This is a genomic window from Streptomyces lushanensis (genome assembly GCF_001700515.1).
Lineage (GTDB): Bacteria > Actinomycetota > Actinomycetes > Streptomycetales > Streptomycetaceae > Streptomyces > Streptomyces lushanensis.
The window spans coordinates 1-13,375 of record NZ_MAUD01000412.1 but is presented as its reverse complement, the minus strand read 5'-3'; the positions used below and the strand labels follow the sequence as shown (position 1 = coordinate 13,375).

Annotated in this window: 9 protein-coding genes and 2 CRISPR repeat arrays; of the genes, 7 read left to right on the top strand and 2 right to left on the bottom strand. The window is 67.6% G+C overall.

Translation table 11 applies throughout. From position 1 onward, the window contains the following. Positions 1-54: 54 nt before the first annotated feature. Positions 55-327: direct repeats of the CRISPR family, unit length 29 nt; unit sequence CTGCTCCCCGCGCCCGCGGGGATGGACCC. 1,047 nt (positions 328-1,374) lie between these two features. From casA to cas2e, 7 genes are read left to right on the top strand one after another with little or no spacing between them, the layout of a single operon-like run. Beyond that, entirely contained in the window at positions 1,375-6,069 is a 4,695-nt protein-coding gene (gene casA, locus BFF77_RS28180; RefSeq protein ID WP_079125561.1) for a type I-E CRISPR-associated protein Cse1/CasA, read from the top strand. After that, entirely contained in the window at positions 6,066-6,806 is a 741-nt protein-coding gene (gene casB, locus BFF77_RS28175) for a type I-E CRISPR-associated protein Cse2/CasB (protein WP_066955303.1), read from the top strand. The genes casA and casB overlap by 4 nt, the downstream gene beginning before the upstream one ends. After that, positions 6,803-8,020: a type I-E CRISPR-associated protein Cas7/Cse4/CasC gene (cas7e, locus tag BFF77_RS28170; RefSeq protein WP_066955300.1), complete on the top strand. Its 1,218-nt coding sequence runs from the start codon at positions 6,803-6,805 to the stop codon at positions 8,018-8,020. The genes casB and cas7e overlap by 4 nt, the downstream gene beginning before the upstream one ends. Continuing rightward, positions 8,017-8,757, top strand: a complete 741-nt coding sequence (gene cas5e, locus BFF77_RS28165; protein WP_066955297.1) for a type I-E CRISPR-associated protein Cas5/CasD — start codon at positions 8,017-8,019, stop codon at positions 8,755-8,757. Before cas7e ends, cas5e begins: the two co-directional genes overlap by 4 nt. Beyond that, positions 8,748-9,452 (top strand): type I-E CRISPR-associated protein Cas6/Cse3/CasE, encoded by a 705-nt coding sequence (gene cas6e / locus BFF77_RS28160; RefSeq protein ID WP_066955293.1) that lies wholly within the window; start codon positions 8,748-8,750, stop codon positions 9,450-9,452. The genes cas5e and cas6e overlap by 10 nt, the downstream gene beginning before the upstream one ends. A 2-nt stretch (positions 9,453-9,454) precedes the next feature. Further along, positions 9,455-10,432, top strand: a complete 978-nt coding sequence (cas1e, locus tag BFF77_RS28155) for a type I-E CRISPR-associated endonuclease Cas1e (protein WP_066955290.1) — start codon at positions 9,455-9,457, stop codon at positions 10,430-10,432. Then, positions 10,429-10,815 (top strand): type I-E CRISPR-associated endoribonuclease Cas2e, encoded by a 387-nt coding sequence (gene cas2e / locus BFF77_RS28150; protein ID WP_066955287.1) that lies wholly within the window; start codon positions 10,429-10,431, stop codon positions 10,813-10,815. The genes cas1e and cas2e overlap by 4 nt, the downstream gene beginning before the upstream one ends. Positions 10,816-11,144: 329 nt before the next feature. Next, a CRISPR array of direct repeats spans positions 11,145-11,417; the repeat unit is 29 nt; unit sequence CTGCTCCCCGCGCCTGCGGGGATGGACCC. A gap of 115 nt (positions 11,418-11,532) precedes the next feature. On the opposite strand, the gene BFF77_RS28145 is transcribed toward cas2e, so the two are convergent. Then, complete coding sequence (locus BFF77_RS28145) at positions 11,533-11,892, bottom strand: gamma-glutamylcyclotransferase family protein (RefSeq protein ID WP_245703733.1); 360 nt, start codon at positions 11,890-11,892, stop codon at positions 11,533-11,535. Then, positions 11,889-12,437, bottom strand: coding sequence for a GNAT family N-acetyltransferase (locus BFF77_RS36335; RefSeq protein WP_211280329.1), 549 nt, complete (start codon positions 12,435-12,437; stop codon positions 11,889-11,891). The genes BFF77_RS28145 and BFF77_RS36335 overlap by 4 nt, the downstream gene beginning before the upstream one ends. Positions 12,438-13,375: the final 938 nt, after the last annotated feature.

Genomic DNA, 13,375 nt, shown 5'->3' with positions numbered 1-13,375 from the left:
CCGCGCCCGCGGGGATGGACCAGCATCCGCTCAAGGTTCCGCCGGACGGAGGGGCTGCTCCCCGCGCCCGCGGGGATGGACCCAAGCCGACCGCGACGAGCGGGACCGGGCGCGGCTGCTCCCCGCGCCCGCGGGGATGGACCCGCGGCCATGGACGAGCGCGAGAAGAACGCTCCCTGCTCCCCGCGCCCGCGGGGATGGACCCAAAACACTGACGGCCCCCGCCATCACGAATCCCTGCTCCCCGCGCTCGCGGGGATGGACCCGCCGGGGCTGTTCGGGACCAGCGGCCCCAGATCTGCTCCCCGCGCCTGCGGGGATGGACCCACCGAGGACGGGGGCGTCCGGCAAGGCTGGTGTCTGCTCCCCCGCGCTTGCGGAGGATGGACCTAACTTGTCAGATTCCGAGCCGGTGGAGTCGCGTGGGGCGCCGTTCTTGGTTGAGCGGAAACCAGAGGTTTTTCCTAGGTGAGGCGAACGCTTCCCTGGCGATTGGCGGGCTTCCAAAGACAGGCGCACACAGGCAAGCCGTGGATTTGGCGCTGGGGATCCGCAGGACTGGTGACTGGCCGGACCCGCGAGTTGTCCGGGTTCGTGCACGGGTGCGACGTGAGCGAGGGCGCCACGGCAGCACGGACTCTCCGGACCCCGGCTCTGACGCTCGACGGATTGCACCACCAGCCGAGCAGGTAAATGACGATTGCCGGGCAGAGCTGCGAGACGGGCGCAGCAACTTCAACGGTCATTTTATCCGCCAATCATGTAATTCGCATTATCGACGAGCCTGGTACTGGCATGGCCCAACCGGGTCTGACGTTTTGAACTATGGCAGAGGCTATCCCTGAATTGCGGGCGTTCGATACCGCCGCGCCGTGAGTTAGATGTGTCCAAGATTTAACTTCTAGCGTTGCTGGCAATTAAATCCTGGCGTTGCCGCTCGTGATCCCCAGACGGGTTGGCGCAGGGTTACCTCGCTCTGTTTCGGCGAGAGTGATGCTAATCCCCGCAGGCGCGGGGAGCAGGCGGATAATAAGAGTGAAGATGAAACTTCTAGCGGGTACATCCGGTTTGCTCCGGATCTTGAATATTCCCGCAGGTATAACCGGGCCACCGTTCGCACGCGGTTCTCGTACGCTCATGGCTCCAGCCATTTTCCCCGCATCGGCGGGGAGCAGATCTTGGGTCAACCGTAATCGATCCAAACCTGTTGGCGGGTACTTGGGTCTATCGGGAGAGCGGACGCATCCTTGATGGCCGTCCCGTCGTGCGCTGTCGCGCTGTCGCGCTGTCCGCTTTCCGTTGAGTCTGCCTATATTTGACCGATCCTGATCGATTCACCGAACGTAGCGCACGCTCCACGCGGCGCCCTGTTAAATGACCGCCGTGCGTAACGACAGGGCTCAGCCCGCAAGTCTCGGTGGCCGGTTGACGGCCGCTGCCCGGACCGTGTGGGCCAAGCACGATCGGACCACCGAGAAGTGGCTGCCCTTGTGGCGGCACATGGCTGACAGCGCTGCCGTCGCCGGGCTGTTGTGGGAGCACTGGTTGCCGCGCAATGTGAAGGGAATGGTGGCGGAGGTCCTTCCCGGGGGAGAGGACGACGGGCGGCGGCTCGCCGTGTGGCTGGCGGGAACACATGACATCGGAAAGTGCACGCCGGCTTTCGCCTGCCAAGTGGACGAGCTGGCACAGGTGATGGCGTCCGCCGGTCTCGGGATGCGTACCCAGAAACAATTCGGCGACGACCGCCGGATGGCTCCGCACGGGCTTGCCAGCCAGATGCTGCTCCAAGAATGGCTTGAGGAGCGGCATGGATGGACGCGACGGGCCTCGGCCCAGTTCTCCGTGATGGCAGGAGGCCACCACGGTGTCCCGCCGGATTACATGCAGATCCACAACCTCGACGCTCGCCCGGAGCTGTTGCGGACCCCCGGCCCGGCGGAGGCCGTCTGGGCACGCGTGCAGAAAGAGCTGCTGGATGCGTGCGCGGATGTGTTCCAGGTGGACGATCGGCTCGGCGACTGGCAGAAAGTGAAGCTGCCGCAGACGGTTCAGGTGTTGCTCACCGCCACGGTGATCGTGTGCGACTGGATTGCCAGCAATCCTGACCTTTTTCCTTACTTTCCCGAAGACCACTCCCGTAGTGATGCCGAACGGGTGGCTGCGGCATGGGAAGGTTTGAGGCTGCCGACTCCCTGGGCACCGGTCGAACCACCTGGATGCGTGACCGAGTTGTTCGCTTCGCGCTTCGCGCTTCCCTCCGGCGCGTCAGTGAGGCCCGTACAGGAACAGGCTGTTGCAATGGCCCGCGGTATGGCACGGCCGGGAATGCTTGTCATCGAGGCGCCCATGGGGGAGGGGAAGACCGAAGCGGCGCTCGCGGTGGCAGAGGTGTTCGCTGCTCGCTCAGGTGCGGGAGGATGCTACGTCGCGCTGCCCACCATGGCGACCAGCAACGCCATGTTCCCGCGGCTGTTGGACTGGCTCAACCGGCTTCCGGGATTCGTACCGCCCGCGCCGGACGCGCCCCCGGGCAGCGGTGAGTGGTCGGTACTGCTGGCCCACGCCAAGGCGGCGCTCCAGGAGGACTACGCCCTTCTGATGCGGGAAAGCCACCGCACCATCGCCGCCGTGGACGCGTACGGCGCCGACGAACGTCCTGCCGCTCCGGCCGGGGCCGCTCCAACCGGGCTGATCTCCTCGGAAGGGAAGGCCGCATCCGCCGACCTCGTCGCACACCAATGGCTGCGAGGCCGCAAGAAGGGGCTGCTCGCCTCATTCGCGGTCGGGACGATCGACCAGTTGCTGATGACCGGCCTTAAGAGCCGGCACTTGGCGCTGCGGCACCTGGCCATGGCCGGCAAGGTCGTCGTCATCGACGAAGTGCACGCCTACGACGCATACATGAACACCTACCTTGACCGTGTGCTGTCGTGGCTGGGGGCCTACCGCGTTCCGGTGATCGTCCTATCAGCGACACTTCCGGCCTCCCGGCGGAGGGAGTTGGCGGAGGCGTATACGGGCGCCGACGCTGCGGAGGTGGCAGCCGCATCCGGTTACCCGCTGCTGACCGCGGTGGCCCCCGGTGCGGTATCCGTGACGGCGTCGCCCGCCGCCTCCGGCCGTCGTACCGACGTGGAGTTGGAGCGTCTCGATGACGACGTGAGCGTGCTGGCCGATCGGTTGGTTGAGGAACTGGCCGATGGGGGCTGTGCCTTGGTTGTCCGCAACACCGTCGACCGGGTGACGGACACCGCAGCCGTACTACGGGAGAGGTTCGGCGCTGAGCACGTCACCGTGGCGCATGCGCGCTTCATCGACGTCGACCGAGCCCGTAAGGACGCATCACTGCTGGCCCGCTTCGGACCGCCGGACCACGACGGCACGTCCCCGCAACGACCGTTCGGGGCGCACATCGTGGTGGCCAGCCAAGTGGCCGAGCAGTCGCTGGATGTGGACTTCGATCTGCTGGTGACCGACCTGTGCCCGGTGGACCTGCTGCTCCAGCGGATGGGGCGGCTGCACCGCCACCCGCGTGGCGAGCACCAGAACGAGCGTCCGCCACGCTTGCGGCGGCCTCGCTGCCTGGTGACCGGTGTCGACTGGCAGACGCGGCCTGCCCCCGAGAGCGTACGGGGTTCGCGCACCGTCTACGGTGCCTACCCTTTGCTGCGTTCCCTTGCCGTCCTGGCCCCGTACTTGGGCACCGGCGACGGCCCGGCCCGGCCGGTACGCCTGCCGGAGGACATCTGCCCGCTCGTCCAGCGGGCCTACGGCACGGACGAGCCCTGTCCACCGCAGTGGGCAGAGACTGTCGGCCAGGCACGCGCCGCGCATGAAGAGGTCAGTGCCGGACAGCGGCAGAAGGCCCGCGTTTTCCGGTTGGACGAGGTACGCAAGGCCGGGCGACCGCTCATCGGCTGGATCGACGCAGGCGTCGGGGACGCGGACGACAGTCGGGCCGGACGGGCACAGGTCCGTGACAGCCGGGAGAGTCTGGAGGTCCTGGTCGTGATGCGCCGGGCCGACGGGACTCTGTGCACCTTGCCCTGGCTGGACAAGGGCCGGGGCGGTCTCGACCTCCCGACCGACGCGGTGCCGTCGGCTCGCGCCGCGCGTGCGGCCGCCGCGAGCGGTCTGCGGTTGCCGTACCACTTCTCCTTGCCCCAGGAATTGAAAAGGGCTCTCGCCGAACTGGAGGAGCTCTACATCCCGGCCTGGCAGGAAAAGGAGAGCCACTGGCTCGCCGGGGAGTTGGTCCTCGCGCTCGACGAGGATTGCCGGACCTCGTTGGCGGGGTGGTACCTGTCCTACGACCCGGACGAAGGACTTCTGGTGACCCGGGACGAACCAAGCAAGAAGGAGGAGCTGGTACGGCGGGGCGAAGCACCGTCCTTCGAATTGACCAACCGACCCTGGCTACCGGTGCAGTTCACCGACGGCCAGGAGCGTGAGCTGTCGTTACTGGAGCTGTTCGACCAGGCCGGCGACATCCGTCGGCTCGTCGGGGATCTCCCGACCCAGGACTTCGCCCTGATCCGCCTGCTACTGGCGATCCTCCATGACGCGCTCGGCGACGACCCGGAGGACGGCCAGACCCCGGCCGACACCGAGGCGTGGGGCGAACTGTGGCTGGAGGAAGCACCGTTCGCGCCGGTCGCCGACTACCTGGACCGCCACCGCGACCGGTTCGACCTGTTGCATCCGGAACACCCCTTCTTCCAGGTCGCCGGGTTGCGTACGGCCAAGGACGAGATCTCTTCGCTCAACCGGGTCGTGGCCGATGTGCCCAACGGCGAGCCGTTCTTCAGTATGAGAAGGCCGGGCGTCGACCGGCTCGGTTTCGCGGAGGCGGCTCGCTGGCTGGTCCATACCCAGGCGTTCGATTCATCGGGCATCAAGTCGGGTGCTGTGGACGATCCTCGGGTGAAGGCGGGCAAAGGCTATCCGCAGGGCTTGGCCTGGGCGGGGAATCTCGGTGGGATTCTGATCGAGGGGGACACTCTCCGCGAGACGCTGCTGCTCAACCTCATGGCCGCGGACATGACCGGTCGGCATACGGACAGGGCCGACCGACCGGCCTGGCGGGCGGCGCCCTGCGGGCCGGCCGAGGCGAAGGATCTCTCACAACGACCCTACGGTGTAAGGGACCTGTACACCTGGCAGTCCCGTCGCATCCGGCTGCACCACGACACCGACGGCGTTCACGGTGTTGTGCTGGCCTACGGCGACCGCCTCGAACCGCACAACAAGCAGGGATACGAGCCCATGACGGGCTGGCGGCGCAGCCCCGCGCAGGAGAAGAAGCGCGGAGAGCCGCTGGTGTATCTGCCCCAGGAGCACGACCCGTCGCGGACGGCCTGGCGCGGTCTGAAGGGGCTGCTCGCTGGCCAGGAGCAGGGGACCGCGATGCGGCAGGACGGGGCCCAACGTCTCACGCCCGGAATTGTGGAGTGGGTCGCACGGCTCGCGACCGAAGGGTTCCTGCCGCATCGGCACCTGATCCGCACCCGCGTCGTCGGCGCGAAATACGGAACCCAGCAGTCGGTGATCGACGAGGTGGTGGACGACGGGGTGCTGATGCCCGTGGTCCTTCTCCACCGCGACGACCGGCGTTACGGACAGAGGGCCCTGGACGCGCTCAAGGACGCGGAAGAGGCTGTCCAGGCGCTCGGCGACCTCGCCGCCGACCTAGCCCTGGCCGCCGACTCCGATCCCGAGCCGCGTAAGAACGCGGCACGTGACCTGGGATTCGGCACCCTCGACACCCCGTACCGCCACTGGTTGAGGGAACTCGGCACGGCTTCCGACCCGGATCGACAGCGCGACCGCTGGAAACGGGACCTGCGCCGCATCGTCGGGGACCTCGGCGCCGGGCTGCTGGACGACGCGGGGCTCGCCGCGTGGGAGGGCCGCGTCGTGGAGGCGCGGGGCGGACCGCGCTGGCTGAACGACGCTGCGGCCGAATCACGCTTCCGCACCCGGCTCAGTCGGCTCCTGACCACCGACAGCGACGGCCCCCCACCTTCGACGCCCGCCCAGCCCGCTTCTGTGGAGTCGCCGGCATGACCACAACTGTTTCTACCGCCGCAACCGTCTCCGCCCCAGGAACCGGCCCCCGGCAGGCACCGCTCGGTCCTGTCGGCGCTGCCGTCCACCAGCACATCAACGCTCTACAGCGTGGCTATCTGGACGACCGGAGTGACGCGGTAAGCACCCTGGCCCGGCTGCGGCGTGGCATCGGCTGCTCCGCCGGGGAGGCACCCGATCTGTGGGGTCTGATCGGCACCGAACCGCTGTACGCGCGTTACGAACGCGGCGAGGTGGCCGAAGAGGCGATGTGTTGGGCCGAGGAGGCGGCGTACGCAGCGGTCACCCTGTGGTCGCTGCACCAGCAGTCCCACCGCATCGCCCGCATGCACCGCAGACCCGGTCCCGAACTCGGCTCAGCTGTACGCCGGTTGCATCCCGGTCCCGAGATCGACGAGCCCACACGTAAACGCTTCGTCCGCGTCGGCACCGCCGCCACCCCCGCCGTGCTTGCCGGACGGCTGCGCGACCTCGTTCTCCTGCTCCGCCGCGACACGATCCCACTCGATTACGCGCTGCTCGCCGACCAGCTCCACACCTGGCAACAGCCGGGCGGATCTACGTCGGTGCGTCGCTCCTGGGGCCGCTCCTACCTTGCGGTCCACCGGCCCCCGTCCGTCGGGGGCATGGCGGAGGCCGGAAGCAGCACGGCGGAGGCCGGACAGAACACACCGGACGATCCCGACACCACCACCCCAGAGGACGACACCCCGTGAGCCGCACCATCATCGACGTGCACGTCCTGCAAACCGTGCCGCCGAGCAACCTCAACCGCGACGACACCGGAACCCCGAAGACCGCCATGTACGGCGGCGTGCGCCGAGCCCGGGTATCCAGCCAGGCGTGGAAGAAGGCCACCCGCCGGGCGTTCGGGAAACTGCTGGACCCGGAGGAACTGGGTGTCCGTACCCGCCGGGTCGCTGAGCTGCTCGCCGAGCGGATCACTGCCGAAGAGCCCTCGCTCGAAGGTTCCGTCTCCTTGGCCCTCGCCGCCGAGACGCTGTCCGCCGCGACAGGGGCGAAGATCGAGGTGCCCCGGAGAAAGGCGGAGAGCGCCAAGAAGAGAGGCGAGCCCGAGCCACCACCCGAGTCCTCCTACTTGATGTTCCTCAGCTCCCGCCAGTTCCACGGCCTGGCCCGGCTCGCGGTCGACGGTGCCGATGACATCAAGACGTATCTGAAGGTCAAGGAGAACAAGCAGAAGGCCCGGGAGATCGCCGACACCCGGCACTCGGTGGACATCGCGCTGTTCGGAAGGATGGTCGCCGACTCGTCGGACCTCAGCGTCGATGCCGCAGCCCAGGTCGCGCACGCCATCAGTGTCCACCAGGTCGAGAACGAACCCGACTACTACACGACGGTGGACGACCAGAACGAGAAGGATGAAGAGTCCGGTGCCGGCATGATCGGCGTGGTCGACTTCAACTCGGCCACGCTCTACCGCTACGCGGCGCTCGACGTGGACCGGCTCCGGGAGAACCTGGGTCTCGGCCTGCGTGCCGACGAGCCGCTGGACGAGCCGGTACTCAGGGCGGTGAGGGCTTTCGTACAAGGCTTTGTGTCTTCCATGCCCACCGGGAAGATCAACACTTTCGGCAACCACACCCTTCCCGAAGCGGTCGTCGTCACCCTCCGCTCGGCCCGGCCGATCAGCTTTGTCACCGCTTTCGAGGAGCCTGTCCTCGCTCCTCAGGGGGGCGGCCACCTGCGCGGTGCGTGCGCCCAACTGCTCGCGTACGTCTCCGACATCGAGAAGGCGTACGAGGTCACAGGCGACCCGAGCTGGGTGCTGCGCGCCGGGGCGGCCACCGAGCCGCTGGCAGCGCTCGGCACCGAGGTCACCATGGGCGGGCTGCTCGACGCGGTGGGCACAGCGGTTGCCGCCCGGCTGGCCGGTACGGAGCCACAGGGACGGATCCGTCCCGCATGAGCGAACACACCAGGGTACTGACACTGCGCCTGGCCGGCCCGCTCCAGTCCTGGGGGGTGTCCTCCCGCTTCTCGCGGCGTACGACGGAACGCGCACCCACCAAGAGCGGTGTGCTGGGAATCCTCGCCGCGGCCCTGGGCCGCGATCGCAGCGCCGATGTCTCCGATCTGGCGGCTCTCGCCTTCGCCGTTCGGCTCGACCAGCCGGGCACCCGAGTACGCGACTACCAGACCGCGCGCCATGGTGACACCGGGAAGCCCATGCCGGTCTCCGAACGCTTCTACCTCTCCGACGCGGTTTTCGTCGCCGCCGTCGAGGGGAAGTCAGCGCTGATCGAAGCCCTGTACGAGGCGGTCCGGGCCCCGGTGTATCTGCCGTACCTCGGCCGCCGTTCCTGTCCGCCTTCCCGTCCGATCGATCTGGGTGTCCATCGGAGGGGCCTGTGGCGGGCCTTGCGTACAGAACCCTGGCAGGCATCCCCCTGGGTCCAGCGCCGCCGTACCCGTGAGCGACGCGTCGAACTCGAAGTGATCGCCGATCCGGTGGTCGGCCATGGTCCCGGCGACGCGGTACGGGACCAGCCGCTCAGCTTTGACCCCCGCCACCGACGGTACGCCCTGCGCACCGTCGAATCGGGTGCCGTCACTGTCCCCAATCCGCTGAGTACCTCCCGCCGTGCCTTCGTACCGTCGAACCATGATCCGATGCGGCCACTGAAAGACCGACCATGTTCCTGACCCGATTCCGCTTCAACACCGCACGCATGGGTGCCCGCCGCCTCCTCACTGCTCCTCAGAGCCTGCACGCCGCGGTGATGGCGTCCTTCGCCGAGAAGGTCGATCATCAGGGTGGCGGCCCCCGGGTGCTGTGGCGGCTGGACCAGGACTTGCGGAGCGACGTACTGCTCTACATCGTCAGCCCGCACCGGCCCGACCTCACGCATCTGGTGGAGCAGGCCGGCTGGCCGACGACAGGCAGCTGGCAGACCGCGCCCTACGCCCCCTTCCTCGCCCGGCTCGCCCCTGACGACACGTGGGCCTTCAGGCTCACTGCAAATCCCGTGCACAGTGCCCGTCGGCATGCCGCCGAGCCGACGAAGCGCACCGCGCATGTCACCCCGCGCCACCAACTGGACTGGCTGCTCAAGCGGCAGACCGATGCCGGCTTCGCGATCGTGGAACGACCGGAACGCCTGCCGGACGAACTTGACGGCGTCTGGCGCGAGGTCGTTGTCCACAACCGTCACGACCTCACGTTCGGCAAGAAGGACCAGTCCGACGGCCGCGCGCACGAAGTGAAGCTGACGCGCGTCACGTACGACGGCCGTCTCCGGGTCCTCGACCCGGACGCGCTGCGCCGCACCCTCACCGTCGGCCTCGGCAAGGCCAAGGCGTACGGCTGCGGGCTCATGACGCTCGCCCCGGCGGAGTAGCGGTGACCACCGTCGGCAGGCGTCCGGCCGCCGGCCCGCGACAACTCACCCGTGTCGGTGACCGCTTGTCCTTCGTCTATCTCGAACGCTGCGTCGTGCACCGCGACGCCAACGCCATCACCGCCGAGGACGCCGACGGCGTCACCCACATCCCCTCCGCGACCATCGGCACTCTGCTCCTGGGGCCGGGCACTCGGATCACGCACCAGGCCATGGCTGTTCTGGGTGAGAGCGGAGCCGTGGTGGTGTGGGTCGGCGAGCAAGGGGTTCGGTTCTATGCCGGCGGCCGGGCACTGAGCCGTTCCTCCGGCCTCGTCGAGGCGCAAGCGGTCGCGTGGGTCAACCAGCGGACCAGGCTCGATGTCGCGAGAGCCATGTACCGGCTGCGCTTCCCCGACGAGGACCCCGCGGGCTGCACCCGGCGCCAACTTCTGGGGCGCGAGGGCGACCGGGTCAAGCGCTGTTACGCGGAGCAGGCCGCCCGTACTGGAGTCGCCTGGCGCGGTCGGCGGTTCACGCCCGGCGACTTCGGCTCCGGCGACCCGCCCAACCAGGCCGTCACCGCCGCCGCTCAGTGCATGTACGGCATCGCGCAGACGGTGGTCGCGGCGTTGGGGTGCAGCCCGGGGCTCGGGTTCGTCCACTCGGGCCACGAACTGTCCTTCGTCCTCGATGTCGCCGACTTCTACAAGACCGACATCGGCATCCCGGTCGCCTTCGACGTGGCCGCCGAAGGCCCTGAGGACATCGGGTCCCGCACGCGCCGGGCGCTTCGCGACCGGATCAACACCACCGGGCTGCTGGACCGGTGCGTACGTGACATCCAGGCGCTGTTCGCATCTGCGGGTGCCACTCTTGCGGACGGCGGCGACCGCGTCCTACTCCTCTCCGACAAGGGTGCGGAGGTGGCGGCCGGCCGCAACTACGGACACGAGGAGGCGAGGCAGGACGCCCTCGTGCAGGGCGGTGTAATCTGGTGACCGTCATCGTCCTGACCCACTGTCCGGTGGGCCTGCGCGGCTTCCTCACCCGCTGGCTCCTGGAGATCTCTCCCGGCGTCTTCCTCGGCAACCCCAGCGCACGTATCCGCGACGCCTTGTGGGACGAGGTCCGCCAGTACGCCGGGAACGGCCGCGCCCTTCTCGCGTACTCCACCAACTCCGAGCAGGGCTATACCTTCCGCACCCACGACCACAAATGGCACCCCGTGGACCACGAGGGACTGACCCTGATCCTCCGCCCGTCGGAACGACCCGCTCCTGGAAGCGCGTCTTCTGCGGTGGATGCGGGTTCATCCGGCACGTCGGGCTGGAGCAAGGCGTCCAAGCGTCGAAGATTCGGCAGCCGCAACCGCAACCCATAGCCGCCACGACGAACACGCTGGGCGACGGCTCTCCGTTTGTCCACACGAGGTGCGGTTAACGCTGACCGCTCCGGATTCCGGCCGATGGGTGCTGCCTGAGTGCGTTGGCCCGGCCGCGCCCCGCTGTGGCTCTTTACAGCCCGTCATTCGCACTTAGCGCCTTGGCCATCCAACAAGGTAGGGGAGAGTAGGGGTCGAAAGTGGCGAGCGTATTGTCGCCAGCGCGAAGTCGGTGTCATGTGATTTCGCAACCTTTGCCACTTATGCCTGTACCTCTTGATGTTGTCGAAACTGGCGCTACCGCACACTAAACCCGCAGGTCACGCAGCCTGCTCCCCGCGCCTGCAGGGATGGACCCGCACGTCATCTTCCCCCTGGTGGAGCGCGAGGCTGCTCCCCGCGCCTGCGGGGATGGACCCAACGACCCGGACGCCACGCTCGCCCTGTTCCACTGCTCCCCGCGCCTGCGGGGATGGACCCGTGATGACCGAGACGATGAAGGCGTTCGGTGGCTGCTCCCCGCGCCCGCGGGGATGGACCGATGCACATGCCGAAGCACCAGTCGACCCGTGACTGCTCCCCGTGCCCACGGGGATGGACCCAAGAAGAAGGGCGCCACGGCTGCCAAGAAGGCATGCTCCCCGCGTCCGCAGGGGTGGAACCTTCTCTTCCTCACCAGCGTTCGAGAGCCTCCGGGCCCCCTCCAACGTGGTCAGGTTACTGACCAGCTTCGGCAGCCAGTCTTGGGGCGATTCGTGCACATCGTGCGGCGTAGTCCTGGAGATGACGGGCCTTGAACTGCTCTGCGTCCCAGTCCTCGCTGCGGACTTCGCCGTCGGGCCAGACATAGGCAAGCCCGCGTCCTCCGGAGGTCAGGCGCACCTCGCGTAGGTCGTATCGGTCATCTTCGAAGGCGTCGAGGATCGCCCACTCCCGCTCACTGAGATCAGTGAGCAGCAAGCCAGGTGCCGCAGCGTCGGGGGACGCCACGAGCCCGGGGTAGACGCGTCCCTCCAGGGACGCCGCGCGCCAGCCGGGCGCGCTGGTTGTTTCACCCTGGGGTATTCGGTCGATCAAGGCTTCGAGTACGGCATCGAACCGGAGCGTCCCGTAAGCGAACAGGGCCGCGGCCTCTTGCGGAAGTCGGCGCTGGGGGCCAGGAGCCGCCAAGGACGGGGCGGACTGGGTGCTTGCTTGGCACATGGTCGGTCCGGTCCTCGTGGACTGGGCAGGTACATGGCATTGTAGGTCGGCGATTCGGGGGCGTGCTTGATCTCCCCCATCACCGTGTACCCCCATCGCAGATACGCATCATGCGCTGGCTGGTTGTCGATGATGCACGTCAAGGCGGTGACGCTCTCCGCGTGCCCCGTAATCGAGGTGTCGTGGATCTTCCTGCCGAGCCCCTGGTTCTGAAACTCGGGGACAACCATCAGCTCCCGAAGCCAGAAGACCTGTCCAGCTTTCGCTAGCGCGTGAAGCCCCGCTGGACGGCGGTTGTCGAGCGAGGTCCACCACGGCTTGTCGGCGGGCAGCGTGGCGCCGTGCAGATAGCCGATGATCTGCCCGTCCTGGCGCGCGGTCACCGTCTCGAAACCTTCGCTGGCGAACGCGGTCTCCAACCGCTTGCGGAAGGAGGCGACGAATCGGTGATGGCCTCGACCGATACTCCGTCGTACCGCTGGTACTCCGCATCCACTGGTTGCATCTCTCCCTTTTGCTCAATCACGCGACGAATGCGCGGATCTCTTCCAGCAGGTCCCCCCCCACGGGCGCGGTGATGAGGGGCCAGCCCATCGTGGACGATCTTCAACTGCTGCACTGTCCGAGCGGATGGCATGCCTGCCGTCCGAATCAGCCCGATCGCCTTCTTCGTGGCTTCCACACTGTGGTCGATGTCCCCTGCGCCGAATGCCGCGGTCGCGAGCCGGCCGAGGCACATGCCTCTGTTCCGCGAGTGCGCCACGTCCTGGAGCCGCTCGGTGCGCCAAGAGCTTCTGAGCGCGTGCCGTCTGACCGAGGCCGAGGCGGCACATTCCCTCCAAACAGACCAGTTCAGCTTGGTTGAGGAACAACGTCCAATCAGGATCCCGGTCGTCCGTCCGTGCTCCCACTCCCCCCAGGCCCTCTTGATCGCGGCCTCGCAGTTGAAACGGCCTAGCCGACCGTTCGGGGGCTGACGTGACGCGACGTCAGCCCCTGAACTGGCGTCCCGTCACGCTGAGTGCTCGACCCCTGTCCGCCCGACGGCTATCCACTTCGGCACCCACACAGCTTTCCAGCAGTCGTGTTGGCTGATGCGGATGCTCATGCCGCGATCAACAGCCACGACGGTCAGTAGCTTTGGGACGGCTGGATGTGTGGCGCGCGTCACGCAAAGTCGGTCTCAGGATTCGAAAACGCGTCCGAATGAATATTCGACAGGGCGCCGAAGTGCGGTTCGCTGCTCCTGTTGACCGCCAGGTGTGGTGCACAAATAGTGCGCAGTCCTCGAATTGGACTAGACAACAAATAACCCCCGGGTCACTGACCTGGGGGCTTGTCGTGGAGCGGGTGACGA

Excerpts from the sequence above, each read along its gene's own strand:
- casA (WP_079125561.1), top strand. The coding sequence starts at position 1,375 with ATGACCGCCGTGCGTAACGACAGGGCTCAGCCCGCAAGTCTCGGTGGC.
- casB (WP_066955303.1), top strand. The coding sequence starts at position 6,066 with ATGACCACAACTGTTTCTACCGCCGCAACCGTCTCCGCCCCAGGAACC.
- cas5e (WP_066955297.1), top strand. The coding sequence starts at position 8,017 with ATGAGCGAACACACCAGGGTACTGACACTGCGCCTGGCCGGCCCGCTC.
- cas6e (WP_066955293.1), top strand. The coding sequence starts at position 8,748 with ATGTTCCTGACCCGATTCCGCTTCAACACCGCACGCATGGGTGCCCGC.